The sequence below is a fragment of the Streptomyces sp. NPDC028308 genome, assembly GCF_055565855.1.
In genome coordinates, this window is the sequence record NZ_JBVHTO010000011.1 from 147,139 (window position 1) to 171,813 (window position 24,675).

16 protein-coding genes are annotated in these 24,675 nt (G+C 70.5%); 9 read left to right on the plus strand and 7 right to left on the minus strand.

All coding sequences use genetic code 11. From position 1 onward, the window contains the following. Window positions 1–3: 3 nt before the first annotated feature. From ACZ4VA_RS25720 to ACZ4VA_RS25730, 3 genes are read right to left on the minus strand one after another with little or no spacing between them, the layout of a single operon-like run. Complete coding sequence (locus ACZ4VA_RS25720) at window positions 4–2,172, minus strand: Mu transposase C-terminal domain-containing protein (protein WP_468082583.1); 2,169 nt, start codon at window positions 2,170–2,172, stop codon at window positions 4–6. Further along, a complete protein-coding gene (locus tag ACZ4VA_RS25725; protein WP_468082584.1) occupies window positions 2,142–2,876 on the minus strand; it encodes a TnsA-like heteromeric transposase endonuclease subunit in 735 nt (244 codons plus the stop codon). The genes ACZ4VA_RS25720 and ACZ4VA_RS25725 overlap by 31 nt, the downstream gene beginning before the upstream one ends. A 29-nt stretch (window positions 2,877–2,905) precedes the next feature. Continuing rightward, complete coding sequence (locus ACZ4VA_RS25730; RefSeq protein WP_468082585.1) at window positions 2,906–4,696, minus strand: TniQ family protein; 1,791 nt, start codon at window positions 4,694–4,696, stop codon at window positions 2,906–2,908. Between the two features lie 66 nt (window positions 4,697–4,762). On the opposite strand from ACZ4VA_RS25730, the gene ACZ4VA_RS25735 reads away from it, so the two are divergent. The 7 genes from ACZ4VA_RS25735 (at window position 4,763) to ACZ4VA_RS25765 (ending at window position 11,168) form a co-directional block, all read left to right on the plus strand. Continuing rightward, window positions 4,763–5,008 (plus strand): helix-turn-helix domain-containing protein, encoded by a 246-nt coding sequence (locus ACZ4VA_RS25735; protein ID WP_468082586.1) that lies wholly within the window; start codon window positions 4,763–4,765, stop codon window positions 5,006–5,008. A gap of 7 nt (window positions 5,009–5,015) precedes the next feature. Then, a complete protein-coding gene (locus ACZ4VA_RS25740) occupies window positions 5,016–6,287 on the plus strand; it encodes a TniQ family protein (RefSeq protein ID WP_468082587.1) in 1,272 nt (423 codons plus the stop codon). Next, a complete protein-coding gene (locus ACZ4VA_RS25745) occupies window positions 6,262–7,452 on the plus strand; it encodes a TniQ family protein (protein WP_468082588.1) in 1,191 nt (396 codons plus the stop codon). The genes ACZ4VA_RS25740 and ACZ4VA_RS25745 overlap by 26 nt, the downstream gene beginning before the upstream one ends. Before the next feature lie 285 nt (window positions 7,453–7,737). Next, a complete protein-coding gene (locus ACZ4VA_RS25750) occupies window positions 7,738–8,373 on the plus strand; it encodes a hypothetical protein (RefSeq protein WP_103508594.1) in 636 nt (211 codons plus the stop codon). Window positions 8,374–8,410: 37 nt separating this feature from the next. After that, on the plus strand, window positions 8,411–9,502 hold the full coding sequence (locus ACZ4VA_RS25755; RefSeq protein ID WP_468082589.1) for a helix-turn-helix domain-containing protein: 1,092 nt from the start codon (window positions 8,411–8,413) through the stop codon (window positions 9,500–9,502). 113 nt (window positions 9,503–9,615) lie between these two features. Beyond that, window positions 9,616–10,101 carry a hypothetical protein gene (locus ACZ4VA_RS25760; RefSeq protein WP_468082590.1) on the plus strand — a complete coding sequence of 162 codons (486 nt, stop codon included), beginning with the start codon at window positions 9,616–9,618 and terminating at the stop codon, window positions 10,099–10,101. Window positions 10,102–10,106: 5 nt separating this feature from the next. Beyond that, window positions 10,107–11,168, plus strand: coding sequence for a serine/threonine-protein kinase (locus tag ACZ4VA_RS25765; RefSeq protein ID WP_468082591.1), 1,062 nt, complete (start codon window positions 10,107–10,109; stop codon window positions 11,166–11,168). On the opposite strand, the gene ACZ4VA_RS25770 is transcribed toward ACZ4VA_RS25765, so the two are convergent. The 4 genes from ACZ4VA_RS25770 to ACZ4VA_RS25785 all read right to left on the minus strand — a co-directional run bounded on the left by ACZ4VA_RS25770 (window position 11,114) and on the right by ACZ4VA_RS25785 (window position 18,284). Then, window positions 11,114–11,521 carry a hypothetical protein gene (locus ACZ4VA_RS25770; protein WP_468082592.1) on the minus strand — a complete coding sequence of 136 codons (408 nt, stop codon included), beginning with the start codon at window positions 11,519–11,521 and terminating at the stop codon, window positions 11,114–11,116. The genes ACZ4VA_RS25765 and ACZ4VA_RS25770 overlap by 55 nt on opposite strands. A 351-nt stretch (window positions 11,522–11,872) precedes the next feature. Continuing rightward, a complete protein-coding gene (locus ACZ4VA_RS25775; protein ID WP_468082593.1) occupies window positions 11,873–12,715 on the minus strand; it encodes a hypothetical protein in 843 nt (280 codons plus the stop codon). 42 nt (window positions 12,716–12,757) lie between these two features. Beyond that, window positions 12,758–13,309 carry a hypothetical protein gene (locus ACZ4VA_RS25780; protein WP_468082594.1) on the minus strand — a complete coding sequence of 184 codons (552 nt, stop codon included), beginning with the start codon at window positions 13,307–13,309 and terminating at the stop codon, window positions 12,758–12,760. 262 nt (window positions 13,310–13,571) lie between these two features. After that, a complete protein-coding gene (locus tag ACZ4VA_RS25785; RefSeq protein ID WP_468082595.1) occupies window positions 13,572–18,284 on the minus strand; it encodes a WD40 domain-containing protein in 4,713 nt (1,570 codons plus the stop codon). 93 nt (window positions 18,285–18,377) lie between these two features. On the opposite strand from ACZ4VA_RS25785, the gene ACZ4VA_RS25790 reads away from it, so the two are divergent. Continuing rightward, window positions 18,378–19,355: an S-4TM family putative pore-forming effector gene (locus tag ACZ4VA_RS25790; RefSeq protein WP_468082596.1), complete on the plus strand. Its 978-nt coding sequence runs from the start codon at window positions 18,378–18,380 to the stop codon at window positions 19,353–19,355. 191 nt (window positions 19,356–19,546) lie between these two features. Then, complete coding sequence (locus ACZ4VA_RS25795) at window positions 19,547–24,559, plus strand: hypothetical protein (protein ID WP_468082597.1); 5,013 nt, start codon at window positions 19,547–19,549, stop codon at window positions 24,557–24,559. Window positions 24,560–24,675: the final 116 nt, after the last annotated feature.

A 24,675-nucleotide genomic window follows, 5' to 3' on the forward strand; every position in this document is an offset into this window, starting at 1 on the left:
GGGTCAGCCCTCCTGGCTGGTGCGGGGAGTCCAGACCTCGGCGGGCTGGACGGCGTGCGGGTTGAAGTCGTCGTCCTCGCCGGACAGGTCGGGAACGGCGTGCAGGGCGGGAACGGTCGGCTTCGCGGCCGGCGTGACGGGACGCGGTGGTGGCGCGGGGGCGGCCGGGGCGGAGCGTGCTTCGTCCTGGGCCTGGGCGTCGGCGCGGTGCCGGTCACGTGTGTGGCGCTTGCGGTCGGTCTTGGTCCACGTCTCGGGAGCGTCAATACGGTTTTGCAGGTCCCGCAGGGCTTCGGCGATCTGCTGCTGGTACTCCTTGTCCTTCGGGTCGCCGCCGCGCAGTTCGACCAGGCGTTTGGCCTCCCGCAGGGTGATGTCGGTGAAGGGCTGCAGGTCGCTGAGGGCCTTGGTCCATCCCAGCGTGTGCCAGGTGTTGTCGCGGGGGTTGTGGAAGTAGGCGTGCAGCAGGTTGCGCGGGTCGTAGCGGATGGGCCAGAGCCCGTTGTCGTAGGGCGACTTGGCCCGGCGGAACTGATACAGCACCGGAGCGTCGTAGACCAGATAGTTGAGCTCGACGCCGTAGGGGTTGATGACGCGGCCGTTGTCGGCGATGGGCAGCAACTCGTAGTAGAGATTGGGATCTCGGGGGCAGTCGACGAAGCCGGCCGAGCCGAGCGCCATGGCGTACGCCTCGTTGGGTGAGACGTGCAGGTCGGGGAAACCGTGCAGGTGCAGCCCTCGGTGGTGCTGGTTCTGGTAGACCGCGATGACGTATTCGGCGAAGAACTCGGCGATCTCGTCCAGAGTCCAGCGGGCCTGCTCCTCGACGTTCTTGCCGCGGTGGGCGACGTTGAAGCCCTTGTACCCGGCGACGTGCATGGAGAACTTTTCCCGGATCGTCAGGAACAGGCGTTCCACCTGGGGTTTGTCGTTGGCTTTGAGTTTGCGGGCGTCCTGCGGGTCGATCTTCCATGTGCGGCACGCGCGCTTGACGACATCGGACTTGTACGGCTTGCCGTGGTCGAAGAGGAGGGTCTCGGGGTAGACGACCGGCCGGGCTGCGGCCTCGGCGAGGCGTTCGTCGACGCTGAGGTGGCGCTCGTAGGGGATGCGCAGCATCTGGTAGCGCAGGGCGTCGGCCCACTTCGGGCGCATGGGCTCGGGCGTCATGACGTCGGCGAGCAGCAGGCCGATGTCGATGGCCTTGGTGCCCAGCGGGGTGAGCCGCCAGGCGAGGATGGAGCGGGTGGCGACGTCGATGGCGACGGTGAGTTCGATGCTGTAGGTGTCGTTCGTCGCCGGGTCGTAGGCCAGGACGTCGAGCGGGGTGGTGTCGAGCATGACGACTTGGCCGGGCCGGTGGGCGATGACGTGGCCGAAGGTCCGGTCGGGCTGGCCTGCGTCCGAGATCCGCTGGTAGGCGGGGTCGGAGGGGCTGCGGTGCAGGAGGAGTTTGACCACGCGGCGGAACGTGTCCGGTTTGGGCAGCGGGACGGCGCCGGTGCCGTGATCTGCGTCGAGCCGGTTCTGGCAGCGGCGCTGGAAGCGGGTGGAGACGCTGGAGGAGCTGTCGAGGCGCTCGACGTTGGCCTGTTCGCGGATCGCGGTGATCACCCGTTCGTCGATGTTGCGCAGCGGGTTCTTCAGCCGGGCTTTGCGACCGTCGACCAGCCCCCACAGGCCCTTCTCCTGCCATGCCTCGATCAGCTGCCAGACGCGGCGCTCGGTCAGGCCCAGCTCGGCGGCCTTGGTTGCGACGCGCTCGCTCAGAGGAAGTCCGGGGTGGTATTGCGGGCGTGGCTCGTCGGGTGCGGCGTCGAACTCTGAGCCCGAGCGGTAGCCGGTGGTGGCCTCGTGCAGTTGGGCTTCGAGTTCCAGGGCGTCGTCGCGGGCCTTCTTGTCCTGCAGTGTCGCCAGGACACCGCCGGGGTCCAGGCCTGCGGCAGTGTTGTCGACGGTCTCGGGCGGGGCGGCCAGGGCGCGGAAGGAGGGGTCGGTCAGCAGGACGCTGAGCATGATCGTCTGATGGTGTCCGGAGATCGAGCGCAACCGCACGAGTGCACCGGTGAGACCGGTGACCTGGTGCTGTTCTTCCTCGAACTCGATCCAGTCTTCGGCTGCGATGCGGTAGCGCTGGTCCATCAGGTGTGCTCCGGTTCGGGTGCGGCCCACACGATGGTGGTCTCGCGCAGCGGGCGGGTGACGTCGAACAGCAGACGGTGGTGCCACATGAGGTGGTAGGTGACGGCCCGTTCGATGTCCGGCTCGGGCCACAGGGACAGCAGTTCGGCAATGCTGAGGGGCTGCTGGGCGCGGAAGAGCAGGACGGGAGCGACGGGGGCTGCGGCGTTCAGGGGTCTGCGGTAGCCGGCGAGCCATTCGACGGTGGCCCACAGCTGCTCATCCGGCTCGCCCACCATCTGGTAGTCCCAGCCGAGCTGCCGGCAGGCGGCCTGGGTCCGGGCGGCTTGGAGGCGCTCTCTGGGCTTGTCGATCTGTTCGGGGTTCTTGACGTCCAGGAGCAGGACGGAGTCGTCGGTGCGGCGGACGAACAGGTCGGGGTAGTGGGTCCAGGTCGTGTCGCCGTCGACGCCTTCGAAGATGAACGGCTGGGCCGAGAAGCAGGCCACCTTCGCGTCGAAGTCGAGGAGTTTCATCCAGCGGGATTCCAGGTAGCTCTCGTAGTCCAGCATGGTGTCGCTGCTGGCCGCCCAGTAGGAGCCGGGAGTGTGCTGCTGGCCTTCGTAGGTGGGGAAGTCGCGGGCGGGCAGGCAGGTCTCGAAGCGCACCTGGCGGGCCTGGTCGGCGGGCAGCAGCCGCTCAGTGCCGCCCTCGTCGTAGAAGTGCAGGTAGAGCTGACGGGAGGCATGCCGCATCGGCCGCAGGGTCTGTGGTCTTCTCGGGGTCATGGCCCTCCTGTCGCATCGGGCACGTCGTGCTGAAGGAGGCTGTGCCCGAAGGAAGCCAGGCAGGCGGTGACGGGGGCGGGCATCCTGGTGGCAAAGCGCCGCCAGCCCTCCCGCACCGACTCGGTGCTCGTCCGCGGCCACAGCTCGGCGGCGTACGCGGGTGCTTCGCGGACGTCGCCGCCGGTGAAGTGCTGCCACACCCAGGCCGCGGCGTGACGCCGCCGCTGAAGGGTGACGTCGTGCTCCAGCGGCCGGCACACCGGATACAGGACGGCGTGCGGCACCGAGGTCAGCGCAGCCAGCCTCTCCCGCCGGGCGGCGTAGTCGACCCGGCCCCGCTCCTCCAGGCGGGCGCCGAGCCGTTCGATGTCCGCCCAGAAGGCCTGCGGGTCGCTGATGCGCTGGACGAGGGTGCTGGTCACCCGGGCCGCCCGCTGAGCGCTCATATCCAAGTCGGCTCCGGCCCGCTGCCAGCTCACCGCGCCGCCGAGCCGTACCAGGGCCACAGCGGCCAGGCACCGGCCGCTGGCCGGCGCGGTGCCGGGCAGGTGAGGGGCGATCAGGTCGGTGTAGTCACCGGCGTCGACCAGATGCGGCACATGCCGGGCGGTGATCCGCACACGGGATGCGGGACGCACGGCCAGCACGCCGGCGACCCGCGAGGAGGGCGACCGGGCCGCCCGAACCAGCGCGTCCAGGCACGCCGGAGGGGACAGAGGCCGCAGCGGGTCGCTCTTGCCGGGGTCGCGGCGCTGGCTCGCCGCCCGCCGCGTCCAGTCGGCCAGCACCTCACCGGCGGCCGCGCGGTCACGGGCGAACAGCACCGTGGCGCTCAGCGCGAGCACACTCGCGGCGTGAGCCGCGCTCGCGGGACTGACTCCCAGCTGGGTCCCCGCGCCTCCCCGCCGTGCCTTCTCACGCACCCACCGGTCGGCCAGGAAGGCTTCCGCCAGCCCCCCGGCTTCGGATAAAGCAGTGCAAGAAGAGAGGTCGTCGGCGGAGGCGACCAGACGGATGACCGCCGTCGTGAACCGCAGCGCGGCGAAGAACTCGGCCGGTCCCACCGTTTCACCCGCGACCCGATCCCTGCCGCCCTCGGCGACGGCCAGCACACGCTCCTGCAGGTCCGCGAGCGCGACGGGCATCGGCGCAGCGGGCAGGAACTGGAGCCGCTCCTCGCACAGCCCGGCCTTACGCCGCCCTCCCGCCGCGCGCCGGTTGCAGCACCGCGCCGGGTCGGACACCGTCTGGCGGGTGATCAGGCCCCGGGGATGGCCGTTGTGCCCGCGGCCCGCCCGCGCCCCGCACCGGCGGCACTTGTCCACCAGCAGCACCCGGTGCACCGGGCAGACCGCGGCGATGCCCAGACGCCACCACAACGGCCACACCGGCCGCTCGGCCAGGCACTTCGGGCACACCCGGCTGGAGGAGAACAGCGCCCACTCACGGCGCACCACCGGCGCCAGCGAGGAGTCCACCGCCGGATTCCACCCGGCGAAGTCCAGCACCGTCCCGCGGTAGCGGGTCAGCTGCATCGCCTGGAGGGTGCGCGCGTCCAGCCCCGTGGCCGCCTCGGCCCCGGCAAGACTGCGGCGCGTCAGCGCAATACCGAACAACGCCGGCCATACGCCCGAGCCCGGCCGGCACTCCAGCCCGATGGCCTGCGCCGCACGCCCCGGGGAGAGTTCCCAGTCCACCGATGCTCTCGCCAGCCACGACGCGAACGACTCACCGGCCTGCGGTACCAGCACCGCGGGCAGCCGCCGCGGCCGTCCGCCCTCCCGCACGCACCCCTCCACACGCCCTTTGTAGGAGATCTCCTACAAACCTGGGACCGTACTACGGTTTCCTCTGTGGCGAACAGCGATTCCGGCCGTATCCCGGCCCAGCGGCTGGCCTTCGCGACCCGGCTGCGGGCCCTGCGCCGGCGCGCGGGGCTGACCCAGACCGCGGCGGCCCAGGCCGCGGGCATGGACCGCTCCTTCTACGCGGAGGTCGAGGCCGCCGTCCACAGCGTGTCCGTCGACCGGATCCCGGCACTCGCCCAGGCCCTGGGCGTCCAGCCGTACGAGCTGTTCCAGGACCACGACGAGGAGTAGAACTCACGTGTCCACGCAGGTCAGTTACCGAAGCATCCCCCGCGGGCTGCCCAGGCGGCTTCCGGCGGTCCCGCTGCCCTTGTCCGGGGAGTCCTTCTTCAGCTGGGTCGACCACCTCGCCAACACCTACGAGGTCCACCGCGGCCCGATGATGCACGCGCTGGGCCTGGTGCAGACCGCGCCGCAATGGGCCGCGCGGGATCTGATCCGCTACACGATGCAGCTGCCTGCGCAAGCATCCCGGGTCGTGGAAACGGCGACGGGCCTGACCTCCCGGGAACTCGCCGTGATGACACTCGAGGACATCGGGCCCCCCTACACCGGCATCTCAGCGTCCCGGATGCCGAAGGAAACCTGGGCGTTCTGCCCGAAGTGCCTGACCCCCGAGGGCCGCTGGCCGCTGTGGTGGTACGAGCCGTGGGCCGTGGCCTGCCCCGTACACCTGTGCTACCTGGTCTCCTTCTGCTCCCGCTGCGACACCCCGTTCACGCCGGAAAGGACCAGCTCACGGTGGGGCTCCGCGCCGCGGTGCAGAGGCTTTCGCGACCCCTACCCCCACCTCCTCCCGCCCGGCACGCGCCGCGAGCACTGCGGCATCACCCTGTCGGAGATCGACACCACGCCGGTCAGCGACCCCGTCGTACTCGATGCCGTGAACCACCTGCAGCACGGGCTCACCTCCCGCGCCCGGCCCCGCGCGTGGCTGCGCACCTACCACGTACTGAACGCGCTCTTCGACCGCCCCGTCTTCGACGTCCGCTCCTTCGACAGCCCCGATCCCGTCCTGCAGCGCCGCTACTCACCTCGGCGCGCCACGGCCCCGGGCTATGTGGTCGACTCCAGCGGATTCCTGGAACCCGGCCGCACCCTCTCCGACGGCACCCACCTGACCCACCGCGACCCGATCACGAGGGCCTGCAGGCTCAGCGTGCTCGGAAGGATCCTGGGCTCCCGCGACATGAGCGCCACCGCCCGAGAGCTGCTGGATATACGACGCCGCGTCAGGATGCGCCACTACCTGACGGCGTACCGGTCCCCCGATCCGAGAGCAGCCAGTGTCCGGCTGCACCGCTTCCTCGACGATGTCTTCGGCCCCGGCGAGTTCGCCACGCTCAAGCGGTCCCGACGGACACTGACACCCGAGCACCATCCCGGCCCCTCCAGCAGCAACTTCATATCGCCAAGACCCTTCCCCTACCGGCGGCAACCGCGCCTGCCGCCGTCTCGGATCGACCAGGCCGAACAGGATCCCCATGCCGCAGCCGCACCCGACCGGTGAGGACCGCCCGCAGCCGACACGCAAGATGGCCCGCAGACTGCCCGTCGTCCCGCTACCGCAGGCCGGTGAATCGCTATTCAGCTGGGTCGACCACCTGGCCACCGCATACGAGACGGACCGCACCCAGACCATGAACCGGCTCGGGCTGGAGCCCTCGACCGCGCACGCGGCCCGGCTCGCCCGCCACACGGCCGAGCTCCCCCTCGCCCTGGCCCTCCCGCTGCTCGCCGCAACCGGCCTCGACCCCCAGCAGCTGCGTGCCCTGACTCTCTTCGGCATCGTCAAACGCAGCGAGGGCAGGGTGCCTCGCCATCCCGACTTCCGCTGGGCCCCGGAAGAGACCTGGGCATTCTGCCCCCAGTGCCTGAAACCTCCCGCGCGCTGGCCCCTGTGGTGGTACCACTCCTGGGCGGTGATGTGCCCCACACACGACTGCTACACCGTGTCCTACTGCCCGGACTGCGGCTCACCGTTCTCCCCCTTGCTCCTGCGCGGTGACGCCCCGGGCACATGCCCCGGATTCCTGCGGCGCGACGACAACACTCTCGCGCCGCCTGGCCGGCGCCGCGCCAAGCGCAAACGCTGTGGCCGGCCCCTGTGGGAGATCGAAACGCCGCCCGTCACCGACCCCGCCGTGCGCTCCATCCATCAACGCCTGGTCCGGCTCGACGCCGAGGACACGGCCGCTCACCCCGACCTTGAACAGTGGTACGACGACCTGCGGACCTTGAGGATTCTCCTCGAAGAACCTCACGCGCTGCGTGTCCAGGTCTTCACCAGCACCGACCCTGCCCTCCGGCAGCGCTTCGACGGCGGCGAAGCCTCCATGCGCTGGGACCACTTGGACGACAGCGACCGCATCGTCAGCTGGCAGCGCTCCGGCTCCGGCTTCCTCTACCCCTGGCGCCGCACCTCACCGAGCAGCTCCAGGCGGCAACGCGACCCGGTCACCTCGGCCGCCAAGCTCACCGTCATCGGCGAGGTCCTCGACAGCCCGGACCCCGCCGATGCCGCCCGCCGCGTCTTCCGCGCCCCTCACCCAGCAGCACTCCGCGATTTCGACCCCGGCCTGCCCCCGTACATGCACCGGGCTAGCCCCCACCTGCACGAACTCCTTAGCCAGGCCCTCGACGAGCATGCCTTCGCCGAACTCTCTGCGACCTGACCACTCCCGCAGGCGGACCAGCGATCAGGGACGATCAGGCACGCCCTCTTGGGGCGGCGGAAGCCGCCTGCCCCGGGCGGAGGAGACCCGAGAAGTCCGTCGAGACAAGATGATCACGAGTGCCCTGTCACACATCCCCCGTTGACACCCGGTCCCAGGCGGACGTCCGCAGCGGGACCCGACGAGATGACATATTCGAACTGACATGCGATGATGATCGCGGTTTCAAAAACACCACCTCGAATGAGGTATGGTTTTTGAAACCCACGGTTGTCTGGAGGGGCTGTGCAGAACCTGGATCCCGAGTGGTGCGTGCAGCGGCTCGCGCAGCTCGACTTCTCGAATGACCTCTTCCACGGGGCGCTCGACCTGGCGGCGGCCGATGTCCGCAATTGCACCGACTTCGATGCGCCGGCCATGGCCGGGTTCACGTTCTGGAGCCGCACCAACCGGTACCTCGCCGAGACGCTCGACCCGGACGGGTGGGGCCACACCTCGCGGGACAGCATCCTCCGGATGATCCACCCCAGCATGAGTCACGCGGTCACGGCGATCAGCGCCCAGGGAGGCGTCGGCGATCTGAATGCCCGGGTGAAGTCGAAGAACCCGAAGGGTCCTGCCATGGCCCGCCTGGTGGAGAGGAACGGCCAGTTCGCGTTCCTCAGCCACGACGAGGTGCTGTACGGCCGTGAGCTCGACCAGATCCCGACGTGGTGCCTGCTCTACAAGTGGGACAAGGGAGTGATCTCCGCCGAGCTGTCCCTGCCGATCAAGATGAACGGGAAGTTCGTCGATGAGTGGCAGGAGCGCATCCCTCTGGTGCTGCCCGACCTGGGCGACCCCGGTGCGGACATCGCGCTGCTGGACGATCCGGGCGACGACAGCGGCCCGGACGTCGTCGTGGAGCTGCTGGGGGGCTAACCGGAATGTAGGAGTGCGGACGTGGGAGCTGAGGAAAGTGTTCACCCCTGAACGGCTGGTCCTTGCCCGTAAGAGGCGACGGATGACGTTGGCCGAGCTGGCCCGTCGGTCGGGGTTCTCGGCGCAGAGCATCACTGCGTTCGAGAACCACCGCAGACCGCCGTCGCCGGAGACGCTTTCCTCCCTCGCGGCCGCGCTTCAGTACCCGGTCGCGTTCTTCGAGGCTCCTCCGCCGGCCCAACTGCAGCTGGACGCGGTCAGTTTCAGGGCGCCGTCCAAAATGACAGCCTCGGAGCGTGACAGCGCGCTGAGCTCAGGGGCCGTGGCCGTGGCGCTCAACACCTGGCTGGCAGGGTTGTTCAAACTGCCAAGGCCGAACGTGCCGACCTATCCCCATCTCAAGCCGGAGGCAGCGGCCGAGCAGGTGCGCGCCGCATGGGGGCTCGGGGAGGCGCCCGTCCCCAACACGGTGCACCTGCTGGAGGCCAACGGTGTGCGTGTGTTCTCCCTGCCGTCGGACTGCCTGGACATCGACGCCTTCTCGACCATCAACGCGGGCACCCCTTACGTCTTCCTGAACACCCGCAAGACCGGGGAACGGGGCCGCTTCGACGCCGCTCACGAACTCGGTCATCTCGTACTGCACTGCGAGCACCGCATCCCCCACGGGCGAGACTCCGAGGGCGAGGCCAACGACTTCGCCTCCGCCTTCCTCATGCCGCGGGCCGGGATCCTCGCCCAGAGGCTCAACAACGCCTCCCTCGACCGGATACTGAGCGCCAAGCGCAAGTGGGGCGTGTCGGCCATGGCCCTGACCTACCGGCTGCGCAAACTCGAGCTGCTCTCCGAATGGCGCTACACCCAGACCGTCAAGGAGCTCGCGCGCAGGGGATACCGCCGAGACGAGCCGGGCTCTTCCCTCGTCCGAGAGAGCAGCCAGTTGCTCGCAAAGGTGTTCGAGGCGCTGCGTCAGCCCTTGAGCATGTCGCCGGCAGATGTCGCGGCCGAGTTGAACATCTATCCTGAGGAACTCAATGAGTACGTCTTCGGCCTGGTCCCCATCGGCGTCGACGGAGGCGGCAGGCAGTCGGCGCCCGTGCGGCCCGACCTGCGGTTGATCAAGGGGTAGCTGGCGCGGCTGACCGCCGCAGGCATGACAACGATCCGCTCTCAACCGGCCTGCCCCTCAAGGGCCGCAGGCCGGGACCTCCCGGAAAGATGTGACGCATGAAGGTCCTGGGTGTGGCTGTCTCAGCAGGCGCGATCCACTACGGAGCACTCACTGCCGACCAGGGCACGCAGGACATCTCTCACCCGCCAGGGGCCCCGGAACGCCTGGTGCCCGCACTCGGCCTGACGGGAGCTCAGCGACTGGGGGACACCCACCAGAGGATCGCCCAGGAGATCCGTGTGCTGCAGCCCGACGCCGTGATCATCGTGGCGACCCGCAGGAAAAACCAGTGGGTGTACCGCGAAGCATTCGACCGCATCTCGCTGATCTCAGCACTCATGCTGTCCTGCGTGGAGCAGGGGGTCACATGCGAAGAGTGGAGCACGGAGCGGATCGGTAAGCTCGTCGGCGTCCCCGCGCCCAAGCTGGCCTCGTTCGACTGCAAAGAGGCCGGGTTCGCTCAGCTCCCCCTGTACTGGGCGGCCGGGCGCGTGCAGGCGTTCGCCGCGGCCAAGGCCTACGTCGTCGAGATGTCCAGCGAGAGCAGCGAAGGATAAGGGCAGTGAACGAGCGCGAGAGACCGCTCATCCTGGACTACGAGTGCCTCCACAGCATGCCGGGCGGCCTGCGTGAGGTGCGCGTGTGGCTGGATCCGGTCCTGGAGACGTGGCTGGTCGGCAAACGCATTGACCTGTCCGAAGTCCAGGGCGCGGACCTGGTGGAGCCCCGGGTCATGGAGATGATCAACCACCCGAACGTGGTGAAGGTGCGTTCGGTCGCGAGCATCCCCAGTTACAAAGCGCCCATGCAGGTAGTCGAAGTGTTCATGCCCTACTACGAGAAAGGCAGCATCACCGACGCGATGCTCGAGGGCGAGCACTTCACACCAGCCCAGTCGCTGCGCATCATCCGCGCGGCCCTGCAGGGCCTGGCCGAGATGCACGAGCGGTACAAGATCCTTCACCGCGACGTGAAGAGCCCGAACCTGTTCCTCACCGGCGACGCCGACACGGTGAAGATCGGCGACCTGGGCCTGGCCGGCGCCATGGACGACACAGGCAGAGCCCCCTGTGTGAACGCGCCTCACCTGTACGCTCCGCCTGAGCTGTTGACCGGGGAGGCACTGACCCGCTCCTCCGACCTGTACTCCCTGGGCGTGGTCCTTCTCGAACTGCTCCGGGGAAGATTCGACTATGCCTCGTACACGACCACCGACGTGGTCGACGCGCTCCTGGCCGGCCAGCCACCTTTGCGCAAGGAGGACGCGGTCCTGCCCGCATGGGTGTGCAAGTCGCTGCGGAAGCTGGTTCAGAAAGCCACCGACCCCGACCCGGCCCGCCGCTTCCAGACGGCCCGGGAGATGAGCGACCAGATCGCCAAGATCCGCATCGCGGACTGGCAGGAGACGGAGGAACAGACCTGGGAAGCACCATTCCTCCTCAGCCCGAAGACCCGCGTGCGCATCACCGCGAAACCCTCTCAAGAGGGAGGGATCATCCTGGCCACACACCGCAAGAAGACGCTCTCATGGCGCCGGGTGGGAAAGGACGCAACGGTCCCCAGCCTGGATCACAGCGCCGCGCGGGCCGTCTTCGAGAGTGCCAACAGTCTGGCCGTCAGCTGACGCACAGCGAACTCCACGACCTGCTCCTCCTGCGGTGACAGGTCCCTGTCGGCCATAGCCTCGGCGAAGTCGGCCGCCTCGTACCTCGCCGCGTTTCCCGCGCCGACAGGCACCAGCGCGCCCGAGCGCGCGAGTTCCCAGATCTCGGCCCGCACGCGCCGCGCATCAACGCCGCCTCGCCCGATCATCGGAGCAAGTACCTCGCACAACGCTTCGGCATGCTCGCCAGGCGATGCTGCCCAGAGCTGCTCCACAAGGACTTCGGCCGCCCACGCATGCCGCGGCAGGGAACGCTCCGGCAGTCGGGCAATGCACGACACGAGCAGAGCGCCTTGAGGCGAGAGCGCTTCCACAGCTGGCTCCTCCTCAATAGCAGCGGCGTTACTCAGTCAACAGTCTGCAGAGGACTTGTCCTTTCAGCGTGCCGGACAGGCTACAGACGCGCAAGACTCACCGTCATGACTTATTGCACACTTGTTCGATTTTGATCGCGTTGAGTCCGTCTCGGCAAGGCGGGACGCACTAGCCCTTGACTGCTCCGGCGAGCACAGTCGCCACAGCTGACGCCAACAGCACAGGCTCTGTCCGTCTGCCCCGCCCGTTGCTGCCGCCGGTCACCGGACACGGCGCTTCGACGGCAGGAGGCTGAAGCGCGGCACCCCGGGGGGGCGGAGCGCGTCGTGGTGCTGCAGCGGCGCTGGGTATCAGCGCAGGTTGGTGAGCCAGGTGACCTTGGCCGCCGGCGCGATCTTCTCGTTCACCAGGGTCTCGGTCCGCCGGTCCCACGCGGAGCCGCTGGTGGCCATGACGAACTCGTCCGCGCTGAGCTCGTCGATCAGGCCCTTGAGAGCGGCGCAGCGCCGCGCTTCGGCGTGTTTCGTCTGCTCGAGACGATCACTGATCTTGGCTTCGCCGATGACGATCCGGCCGTCGACGATGGCCCAGAGGTCGACCTCGAGGTCCGGGTAGCCGTCCCGGCGGACGACCGCTTCGGGCATGTGCTGGAAGGAGTGCGCCGGCTCCGCGAGCGCCGCGAGCGCGAGGATCGGCACCTGGACGTTCGAGCGCAGGCCCTGGTAGGCCACCTCGTCGAGGCCGTAGTACCACTGCGGCTCCAGCTCCTGTCCCTTCCAGGCCGACCGAACGATGGGGTTGTGCTGCCGGCAGCGCTGGCAGCGGAAATGCGCTCCGATGTCCTCCAGCCGGTAGAAGGCCGTGCCGACACACTGCCCGCAGGTCAACAGCAGGCCCCGCGTCGCGATGGACCGCTGCAGGTAGCCGTCCAGCAGCTGCCGGGCACTTTCCTCACTCCCGCCGGTGATCGTGCGGACGTCGGCGAGCGTGAGGTACTTGCGGTCCTGGTAGACGCGCCCGGGCTCTTTCCCGGCGGAGATCCACCCGGACAGGAGGTTCGCGGCGGGACCCTCCTTGAGGTCGGCGGCCAGGGCCGCGAAGTCTCCCCACAGTTCGATCATGCGCCGGGTGTAGCGGCCCTTGTCGGATTCCTCCAGGTTGATGCCCGCCCCGGCCAGGAGGGTGCTGAACACCTGGCGGGCTGTGGGAAGCCGCAGCCTTACCTGGACCAGAAGTTAAGCCAGGGAGGTCCCGGTGACGGTGAAAATCCGGCCGTGGGAGTCGATGCTGATCCCGGATGTGCTGGAGCGGACTCCCCAGGAGGTGCCGTCGGCGGTGATCACGTCGTTCAGGGCCCACCGGGCGGGAAGGACGGCTTTGGGGTCCAGGATGTCCACCTGCCACCGGCAGGAGTCCGGCTGGACTCCTGCGGCCTCGCCGGGCAGCGGGATCTCGACGTTCCGTGCCTGGTCGGTCCCGAGGAACGGCTCGTGCAGGGTGTGGCCGACGTGGGCCTTGTCGAGAAGGTGGAGGCGGCGGCGCAGCGGGAGATCCGCCGGGGCGCAGACCTGTACGTCCAGACGGCCCGGGGAGCCGGAGGCGGCCATCCGCCCCCACGGCGTGGCCACCATCTGGTCACGGACTGCGTGCAGCTGGTCCTCATCGAGGGTGAGTGAGGACAGCAGGAGGGTACGGGCGGAGACCGGCGGTACCGCAAGGTCGTACAAGAGCTGCATCAACGCGGTGTGCAGCTGCGGGCTGAAGTCTTCGGTGTCCGGACCGCTCAACACGCCTTCCCCCGATCACGCGGCAGGGTGACGCGGTGCAAGAGCGGGGAGATCCTCCATGTCGGCGTCAGGGGCGGCCCAGTCAAGTCCTATGAGCCACCGTCAGCGGGGTGTATCCGGGCCTGGAGGTCGGCCAGCTCGCCGGGCAGGTCTCGCAGTCGCGTGACGATGCGGGTGCCGGTGGGCGGACCGGCCTTGGACCGCGACAGCAGATTACCGAGGCCCCCACCCCACGAATACGTAGCCGGTTACGCAACAGCACTTACCGCCCCGGCTCCCTCAGGAAATGGTGAGCGCTTCCGTCCGACTGCCGAGAGATCTCGCACAGGTAGAGGCCGGCCGAGCCACCGAGGACGACACGGTCGTCGTGCGGGTGGAACGCGCAGGAGGACAGGTGGTTGTCCACGCGCAGCCGGCAGGGCTCGGCCTCCGACGCGGTGTTCCACAGAAGGGCCGAGCCCCCCATCGTGACCGCTACCAGATGGCTCCCGTCGCGCGACAGGGCGACGGACCACACCGCCGTGCCGTCGCCCTCTAGCACTCGGCGGGGCTCTCCCGTCGCCGGATCCCACAGCACCGCGTGGCCGTCGTACCCGGCGGTGGCCAGGTGCCGGCCGTCGGGCGACCAGGCCACGCCACCGATCGAACCGACATGACCCTCCCACTCGTCGACCGTCCCGGTGGGTCGGCCGGCCGGGTCGAGACGGGCGACGCGCAGTTCCCGGGAGGTGGTGGCCGCGATCAGCCGTGACCCGTCGGGTGCGAACGCCAAGGCGTTGACACCGGCGCCCCCCGACACCGTACCGGCCCGCTGCCACTGATCCGTCCGCCAGAGCAGCACATCACCGCCGTCCCCAGCGGCCACCCAGTGACCGTCGGCGCTCCAGGCGACCGCGCCCGAGTAGGTCAGCTTCCGGGCCAAGACGCGGATCACCTCATGCCGTTCGGTGTCCCACAGCAGCAACTGGCCGTCGTCGCCAGCGCTGAGCAGGCGCCGCCCGTCCGGCGACCAAGCGACGGCCCGCAGGTCGCTGTCGTGGGCGGACACCGCGTACTGCGACCAGACCGGCATATCCGTGACGCCCGCCGGAGTGGACATCAGCTGTCCTCCCGTGTTTCCTGCGGCCAGGGCACCCCGGGACGACCAGGCCACGGTGTTCACCCGGTCAGCGAGTCCGGCGTCGGGGGAGTCCTGGCGTTCAGGGGTCCACAGACGCACCACGGGCTGACGGGTGGCGACGGCGACGCGGTCCTCCCGGGGATGCGGAGCGATCGCCTTCGCCTGGACACCACGGGCGGAGAAGCTGTCGGTGAGTTCCAGGCGCGGTGTGTTCGCCCACCAGGAGATCTTTTGGACGAAGACGGTCCCGTCGTTGTCGCCCGTGAGTAGGGTGTCGCCCGACCCCGTCCACGCCAGCGACCGGAGCCAGGTCGTCCGGGTGGGATCCTCCCCAAAGACCCGGGCCACGGCGTCGGCCCCGTCGCAGTCGATGAGGGTCACCTTCGCCGAGTGCCCGGCGACGGCCAGCAGATTCCCGTCCGGGTGCCAGTCCAGCGCCTGGACCACGGACTGCCCGGTGTCGAGCACCACCGGTTCGGCCTCCGCAGCGCCCCGCCACAGCTGGACCCGGCCGTCGCCAAGGCCGACGGCCAACCCGCCGCGCGCATGCCAGCCGAGCACCGTGCAGGTGGTGTCGCGACGGCCGGGCAGGGGCGGCCCGAGACTCTCCTCGGTGAACGGCGCGTGCCAGAGCCGTACGTCCTTGCCGCAGGCCACGGCGACGGTCTGGGAGTCGGGGGCGAAGGCCACCTGGACCCGGGGACGGTCGTCGTCGCCGACGGTCAGCCTGCGTGCGATCCGCCCTTCCGACGGGTCCACCAGCAGGACGTCACCCCGGTCGGTGCCCACGGCCAGGAACACCACGTCCGGGCTCCACGACAGCCCGAGGACCGCATGGGGGCCGGCCGCCGCATCCCCGCCGGGGCCCTGTCCGTCGCCCGCCACGTCCACCACGAGGTCCGCTCTGCCGTCCTCGTCGATCCACCGGACGCGTACGGTGCCGTCGTCGCCGCCCGTGGCCAGCAGCTGGCCGTCCGGCCTCCAGCACAGGGCGTGCACGGCGCCCGTATGACCGGTCAGCACCCGCCACAACCGGCCGTCGGGGCCGTCGGGAAAGGGCGCCCTCGCGATCAGTCCGCCGACCAGCAGGTCGTCCGTGTGGTGCAGCCGCCGCAGCAGCTCCTTCGAAGCCACGCAGCGGCTGTACAGGGTGACGGCGAGATCGACGCGCCGCGCGTGCCCGGTCAGCAGATGGGCCTCCCCGTAGACCAACTGACCGAGTTCTGTCGCGTAGCCGTCCATGCCCAGCGGCAGGAGGGCCCGCCGGCGGCGGACTGCTTCCGCCTCCAGGGCCGTGGGGCCGCTGCGCCAGATCCGTTCCACCAGGAAGCGGAGATCGGTGGTGGTGCGGTCGAGACCGACACCGTCGTCGGCTTCCGCGAGGTGGTAGGTAACCTGGTCCAGGAACTCGGGGTCCGCGTCGGGCTCGGCCAGGGCGTGCCAGCCGGCATCGCCGCACAGCGGGGCGTGCGCGTCCAGCAGGGTGCGATGGGCCTGCCGTACCGTGTGCGGCTCGCGGCGCCGGAGGGCCTCACGGATGACGTCGTGGAGCCGTACGCCCTCGGCGTCGAGCTGGGCCAGCAGGGAGTGGTCATCCAGGCGCAGGCACTCCTGTCGCGCCGTCAGCTCGGACACTCCCCAGAGCCGGGCGAGCCAGCGGTAGGGGATGTGCTGGTCCTCGGGGAAACAGGCCGTGGCCAGCAGCCGGGCCAGGGAGTCCCGGCCGGTGAACGGGATGTTGGCGAGCTCGACGAGGCTAAGGTCGATGGTGGCCTCAACCGTGCGAGTGTGGGGGTCGGGGTCGGGGTGGATCGGGTCCAGCAGCCCTCGGCGGTCCCATTCCTCGGCCATGGCGGACACGACGTCCGCGAGGCCCATCCCGCTGCGCTGCACCATGCTGCGCAGGACGCCGTTGAACAGGCGCAGGGCCAGCGGCCAGCTGCCGGAGCGCTCGGCCAGCGGCAGCACGGTGGTGTTTTCGGCCTCGTCGATCCCTGCTGTCAGCAGGCTCAGCGACTGGGCGAAGGACATCCGGTCGACGTGGACCAGCGGCGCGGACCGGTCGAGGATCCCCTGTCTGCGGGTGGTGACCAGCCGGACGCAGCCGCTGCCGCCCCGCAGGAACGGCTCTAGATCCTCCCGCCGCCACACGTCGTCTACGACCAGCAGGACACGCCGTCCGTCGAGCGCCGCCCCCAGGGCCACACCCGCCGCCTCCACGGTCGCGTAGCCGGGGGGTTCGGCGCCGGTGAGCAGTCTGACCAGGTCGCGTGCCATGGTGCTGATCCCCTGCTGCGACGCGTCCTGGCCGAGCTGTGCCCACAGCACGCCGTCGGGGAAGGCCGCCAGTACGTCCGGGTGATGGCAGGCCCAGGCTGCCAGCGTGGTCTTGCCGAACCCACCGGTGCCGTGGACACCGGTCACGGTGGAGGTCAGCCCCACGGGGGCGGGAGCGTCGGCGGACCCGGCCGCCGCCTCCGCGGCCGCCAGTAGCGACCTGACCACGCGGTCGCCCTGCTCGGGCCGTTCGACGAAGTCTGAGGGGACGGGGGGTGCCATGTGCGGTGTGCCCGTCGGCCACGGTGAGCCGGACGACGGGCCGGTCTCCGCGACGGGTGCACGCGGATCCCGTCCGGCCACGGTGACGGCCTCCGTGGACGCCGGTCGTACGATCCTCGGTGCGGACGGCGGTGGTGCCACCTCGTGCCGCGCCAGCAATTCGCCGCCCGCGTGGGCCGCGAGGCGGAAGTACCGCCATCTGCGGGCGTCGCCCAGGTTCGTGTACGTGGTGAAGCGCAGCGCCGTCGCCTGGACGGACAGGAGCAGCTGATCCGACCACAGGTCCGCCCAGCCGTCCGGGACGACGTCGGCGCAGGCGGCGTGCAGACCGTCCACGAGCTCCCGCATCCAGGGGACGAGCTGGCGGGCGTGGACGTCCCGCGGGTTCACCACATGGGAGAGCAGCGCGTGTTCCTGCCGCACGTGGAGGTCCACGGGCACGTCGGCCAGCACCGACAGCATCAGCGTCGCGACGTCCCGCGTCAGCGGGGCCGTCTCGGCGAAGTCGGCCAGGTCGATGAACCGGTAGGCGTCAGGGCGGAGGGTTCCCCGAGGGGACGGCACCATGACGTTCTGCCGATGCAGGTCGGAATGGGCCAGACCGTGCACGACCTGGAACGGCGGGTCGGGCAGCCTGTGGTCGCCCAGGGCCATGAGCAGCGGGTTCGGGAGGACGACGCCCTCGCTCTCGATCCACCCCGACCGCGCCGCGTCCGGCGGGAGCGCGCCGGCCCGGGCGGCGTACGCCCGTACCTCACCGTTCTCCTCAACCGACGCACCGAGTTCACCGCGCAGGAACCGGGACACGGGGACCTCCTGGGCCTCCTGGTTCTCGACTCCCGCGTTCCAGTCCGTCACCAGCCCCGTGACCACGGCGCGGAAGACGGCCAGCAGGTCCTCCCCTTCGAGCCGGGCCATCGTCACCACATCGCGCAGGCTGCCCCCGGCCGGGCGCTGGAACGTGAGCAGCCTGCCGTCGCCGACGGGGTACGGAGGGAAGACCCGTTCGGTCAGATGCCGTTCGGCGAAGTCCCCCCGGAGCCGGGAGACGCGCAACGCCCGCTCGTGGGTGGCGGGTTCCGCGCGCTGGTCGACAGGACACAGCTTGACCACGACCACGCCTTCCCCCATGACCGACACGGCCGTGAGCGCCGCGCCCGTGTAGCCCTCCCCCGACGGCTTCCAACGGGGCCTGACCGGCGCGATCGTCGTCCCCGTGTCCTCGGCCCAGCGCAGCAGAGCCCGTGCCGCGGCCTCGTCCCCCAGGCACACGGTCAGCTCGGCAAGTCCGGTCATCGTCCCCCAGCCCGAAGAGTCGGCACACCGTTGACGGCTCGCCGCACGACGATCGGAGCCATTGTGGCACCGCCGAGGGCGGAGTCCGGCCCGATGCAGTGTGTACACCGGGAGGCCCCGCGGGCAGAGTTGGGGGAGTGTGCCGAGGGCGAGGGGGACGTCATGGGCGGCGGGGCGGGCGGGGGCTCTCGCATTCTGGCGGAACAGAACGAGGAGGCGGCCCGGCAGCGGTTGCGGGCGATGACGGTGTCCCATCGGCGGGCCCAGCGGCTGGCCAACGCCCGTATAGGAGTGTCGGTGCTGCTGGCGGCGGCCGGGCTGGTCACCGTCTTCCTTCCCGAACTCACCGTGACGGTCACCGTGCTGGGTGGGGTCTGGGCCGTGGCGCACTCCGTGGGCCTCACCTCGTGGGAGAGCAACGAGTCACGCCGCGCGGCGCTGCTCCAGGAGTCGTTCGACGTACGGCTGTTCCATCTGGAGTGGAACGGCGCGACGGCGGGATCCCCGCCCTCCCCGCAGCTGATCAGCAGCCTCAGCAGGCGTTTCACGGGCGACGAGGCCGAACTGCGGGACTACTACGAGATTCCCGAACTGCCGCACCCGTACGACGTGCTGGCCTGCCAGCAGCAGAACCTCGGGTGGGGCGCCCGGGTCCGCCGCCGCTACGCCCGGACCGTGCTTACGTCCCTGCTGGTGTGGCTGGGGCTGGGGCTCGCGATCGGTCTCTCGGCACGTATGAGCGTGCTCGACCTGCTGCTGCTCTGGTACGTGCCCTCGCTCGGCGCGGTGATGATGGGTGTGGAGGTGTGCCGCACGCAGTGGCAGGTGATCATGGACCGGGAGCGGGTGATGGAGCTGTTGGAGGCCCGGGTCGCCGTCGGCGGAGACCCGGCCGCCCTGCTGGTCTTCGCCCGGCAGATCCAGGACGTGATCTTCCAGTCCCGGCAGCGGCACACCCGGGTGCCCGGCTGGTTCTTCCGCCGCTTCAAGAGCGCGGACCGGGCCGACTTCCAGGCCGCGATGCACGACTTGCAGAACGTCGTCGCCCGCACCACACCCCAACCCGGCTGACAGTGGGCCGGCTTGAGCCCGCGGCAGGACCGGGGAGACCTCGTGATTCCCGGGACGGCGGTCCCGCCGGGTGAGGTACCGTCGGCGTCTGCTCACGTGGACGCGACGTCCGGACACCCGCGAAGCCGATGCCGAGCGCGGCGTCGGGCCAGGACAGGGCCCAGGGCGGTCCCTGGACGGGGGAAGGCGCGGTGGAGTACGAGGACGACCTCGGGGATCCGAGGAATCTCAATGGTCTCAGGGATCTGTTCCACGACGAACCGGTCTCCGACGCCCTGATCCAGTGGGCCCGCGACGGAGGGCACGGCTGTACCGTCCGGCCGCTCGAACCGCGTTGGCGGCCCTCCGGGGTGAGCGCCAGCGGGGCCCTGCTGTCGGCGGTGCTTGTCACTCCGCGCCCCGGTGCCGTGGTGGTCAAGGTGTCCGCCCCCGACCAGGCCGGCGAGGGCCACAACCATGCCCGCGCCCGGCTGACGGCACCGGAGCGCGTGGCCCGGCTGCGGTGGACGTGGCCGGTGGGTGACGGGCGCATGCTGACGTTCCAGTCACCGGCCTGCGAGAGCCTGTACGACGTGGACACGATGGCGTATCTGAGCGGCCGTGAACTGCCGGAGGCCTGCGCCTTCGTGACCCGGTGGCTGCTGACCGGGTGGAACGACGGGCTCCAGATCGACGGGACCGCTCCGGCGAACCTCTCGACACTGCTGCGCGGCGAACTCGGCGCGCTCGTCTCGCACGGCGGTTCGGCGCTCGCGTACGCCTCACGGATCGAGGACCTGGATCCGGACACGTCCCGCGTCCGGATCGACGGCCGGGACCTGCCGAACCCCCTCGCCCTGGCCACCGGCCACCCCCGGCTGCCCGACCCCACCCTCTACCTCGCGCGCGGACGGGCCCACGGCGACCTCCACCTGCACAACATCATGGTGCCGCACCGGGAAGGCCGCCCCCGGTACGAGGACTTCCAGCTCATCGACCTGGCGACCTTTACGGAGGACGCCCCGCTCTCCCGTGACATCGCGACGCTGCTCCTGTCCGCCCTGGCCCCGGAGGTCCCGGCGGAGGCGGCCAGGGGCGACGACACCCTGCTCCGGTATCTCGTCCGCCCGCACGAGGACCTCTCCGACCGGATCCCGCCCGCGACGAGTCGTCTCGTGCGTGCGGTGCGCGAAGTTTGTGCGCAGGCCGCCGAGGGGGGCCTGTACGACGTGTGGAACGCCCAGTTCATGCTCTCCCTCGTCGCCACGGGACTGCGCTTCAGCACATACGCGAACATGGGGGACGCCGGACGCTGGTGGTACTTCCGGCTCGCCGCCCACGCCAGCGGGGAACTGCTGAGGCCGTACGAGGAAGGCCCAAGCCCCGCCGGACTCCCGGTCGAGACCCCGCCACCGGCTGACGCGCCACCGACCGACCCCACCTCCCGCGAACCGCAAGGCGAACAGCCCCCACAGCCCACCCCGCTCCCCGCCGCCACAACCCCGCCCAGCGCTCTCCCCACTGCCCCTACCGCCTCCACGGCCCCGTCCGCCGCACTCCTCCGTCTGAAGACCTACAGCCGTACCGCCGTCGTCGCCGCCGGACATCAGGGCGCTTCCGGTGCCGGGGCGCAGCCCTTGGATCTGGCCGCGCTGGCCGTTCCCAGGGATCTGGAACGGTCGTTGCTGGAGCTGCTGGGCGAGGGCCGTTCGGTGTGTGTGACCGGTGACCCCGGCACCGGCAAGACCACCCTGTTGTGGAGGCTCCACGGCGAGCTGTCCAGGGATCCCAGCGGACCGAGGCCGTACTTCCTGCGCTCCGGCGACCTCTGGAACCCCTCGCCCGGCACCGGACTCACCCTGGAGACCGTACGCGCGGCGTGCGGTGGTCTGCCGGGCCCGACGGTTTTCCTGCTCGACACCGCCGACCTGCTGGTCTCCGACACCTCGGGCCTCGTCCTGCTGCATGAACTGCTCACCGTCCTCGCCGAGCACTCCGTACCCGTCCTGATGACGTGCCGCAGGGAGGAGGCCCGCGCCCTGCGGCCGTACCTCAGCGACTTCGCCCTAGAAGGGAAGGTGCTCGGCCCGTACAGCGCACGCGAGCAGGAGGCGGCCATCCGCTCCCACGCCCGGTACTTCTACGAGGGCCTGGCCGAGGTCTCCGTGGACGAGGTCTGCCGTACGGTCTCCCACGCGGCGGTGCGGGGCCTGCCGATGCGGGAGGTGTGCCGGGCCCCGCTCACCCTGCGCATGCTCTTCGAGACGTTCGCGCCCAAGGTGCCGCTGGTGGAGGAGATCGACGCCACCACGCTCTACGACCTCTACTGGGAGCACCGCGTCGGCCGGGACCAGCGGGCCGGGGACGCCCCCGCGCCCGACACGGCGCCACCGCCCGACCTCTCCGACGCCGGTGAGGAGGTGGCCCGGCTGATGCTGGAGGAAGGCCGACTGGACCTGACGGCCGCAGAGGTGGGAGCGGACCGCCGGGGCGGCTCCCGGGGCATCGGCCTCCTGGACGACCTCCAGCGGCTCGTGGCGCGCGGGGTGGTCGAACGCCAGGGCGTGAACGCCACCGAGCGGTACTCCTACTTCCACCAGACCCTGTTCGAATACGCCGCCGGCCGTCGGCTCGCCCGGACGGCCTCGCCCGGGAGACCGTCCCATCTGGGGCTGCTGCTCGACTGGCTGAAGGAGCACCCCGACGATCAGTTCCGACTGGCCGTCGCCGAGCAGGCACTCGTCCAGGCCGGCCGGGTCGGCGGCCGGGCGGCCGAGGCGGGCACCGCGCTGCTGACCGGTCTCCTCGCCGAGACCCGGGACGGGCCGCCCGAACTGCACGGCCTGCGGGCCATGCAGATGCGCGTCTACGCACGACTGCCCGCCCCCGACCCCGAACTGCGCCGACACTTCGGTCCCGCCGTGGCCGCGCTGCCGCCGGTCCTGGGCCGAATCTATCTGGAGGCACTGCCGACGACCTGCCATCAGGACCGGGACCGGATCGTCGAGGAACTGCTCGGCATCTGGCGGGGCGGACACGAGGAACTGAGACAACCTCTGATCGTCGCCCTGAGCTGGCTGGCGGAGACCCTGCCCGAAAGCGTGATCGCGGTCATCGACGAGGCATGCCCATCCCTGGGGCGCAGCGACGGCGGTTGCCGCGGCACCGAGTGTGTGCCCCAGGAGTGCCTGTGGGCCTGGTTGCTGACCCGGGAGAAGTCCGAGGTCTTCAAGTTCCTGGCCGTACTGGAGGCGTTGGCGCCCAAGCGGCCCGACTGGGTGTGGCCCCGGCTGCGCACGCTGATGACGGATCCGCACAGCGACCTCGTCCCGATGGCCCGCTGTCTGCGGCTCGCGGCACGGCGGCAGGACTGGCCGGAGCGCCCCTACCCGACGGTCCGGCCCGTCGTCCGGCACCGCTGGGGCCGGGAACGCCCCCGCAACAAGGAGGGCTTCGAACTCCAGGTCGCGCTCGGCCGTTTGACGGCCGCCGCCTGGGCGACCCGCGAGGAACAGCCCTCGTTGGAGGCCGTCCTGACGGCGGCGGTCCAGCGTCCGGAGGAGCCGATGTCGTACCCGCAGGTGCGGGCCGTCAGCGAGGTCGCGGTCCGGGCGTCGTCTGACGAGGTACGCCACTTGCTCGACACCGTGGCGCGCACCGCGGGCCCCGCAGCGATGACCCTGCTCACCGACCACCTGCTGCTGCCCCTCCTCACCGCCACGTCGGGCACCGTCGACACGATCGGCGGCGACACACCGTCGAGCCGGACCCCCGACGCCGAACCCATGGCCACCGGCACGGTCCGCACCTGGCTGGCCCGCAGCCTGCGCGCAATGGACCGTCCGGCCCCCGCCGACTTCGCCCACGTCCTGGCGGAGCACACCTGGAGCCGTGGCCTCGACGTGGCCACCACGGCCCGGCTGGTCGACGAGGCGTGGCCACGCGACGACCACGGACCGGACCACGGACGCGCCGAGCCACAGGGCGAGGCTCAGGACGATGGGCGGCTACGCCGGATCTGGCTCTCCGAACAGAGCGCCGTCCACCTGCTGGTGGCCGCCGCGGCGGGCGGACACCCGCACGCCCGACAGGCTCTGCGGCTGTGGCGTGCCGACCGGGCGGCAAAGGGGCACGCCACGGGCCACACCCGGAATCAGGGGGTGACACAGGAGGACCAGAAGATCGGGATCAATCTGCAGCGGCTGGTGCCCGAACATCCCGAGTTGCTCGACGAGTTGCTCGCGGGAGGCACTCTCGACCCGCGGCTGGACCCCGGCTGGCTAAACGAGGCCCTGCGGCGCCCCGGAGCGGACGTGGACCGGCAGCTGACCGCCGCGCTGCTCCGGCACGCTGGCACGCTGGAGCGGCTGTGCGATCTCACCTGGACCGGCGACTACGGCTCGGCGAACGCCAAGAGCTCCCTCCATCTGCGGGCCAAACTCGTCGTCCGGGGTGTCCTGCGTCCCCCAGCCGCGGTGCGTCTCGGTGAGATCCTCGCCCGGGGTGGCCATCCGCACCACGTCAGGGCGGCGCTGTTCCTTGTCGCGACCGTCATCGACCACAGCCCGAGCGGCTCGCTCGACACGGAGGACTGGCGGCGACTGGAAGACACCCTGCGCGACTTCGCCCGCCCCACCGCCACGGACGGGCGGGGCGGGACGGGCCAGCACGAGGGCACACGGTCGGTGGCCCGCCGATGTCTCACGGGCCTGGTGTGCCGTCACCACCCCCTGGACACGCCCTGGCGTGTTGCCACGGCGTGTGCGAGCGCGCGGGCGCATCTGGCGAGGGCCACCGAGGTGGACGAGGTGACGGTACTCGGGTGGTTCGTCGAGCGGCTCGCCGAAGTGTCGCCCCAGGATGCCGTCGACCTGGTCGGCGCGGCCTGCGGCACGCTGCGCGCCCTGCCCAGAGGAAAGCTGATGTCCCTGGCCCAGCGCTGGTACCGCCCGCTGTCCCGGCTGGCCGAACGCGCCACACCCCAACAGTGGGAGGAACTCCTCAAGGGCTCCTGGGAAGGCCCCAAGGAGATCCTGCGTGTGCTGATCCGGGCCGGTATCCGCAAGCGCCCCGACGACCCGGGGGCACACCTGTTGGCGATCGCCGACACCAGTCCCTGGCCCGACATGATCCGGGAGACGGTCCGCGTGGGCACCCTCCTGCGCACCGAGCGCAGTCGCCGACGCTGGCTCCCGCCCCTCGATCCCGTCGAGAACGCCCGCTGACCGGACCGTCTCACCGTGCCCCGGGCCGTCCCACCATGCCTGGGCCGTCTCACGGACACGGCCAAGCACCGGGCACAGGCCCCGTGGTACCTCACCAAGACGCACCCGGCGTTCTC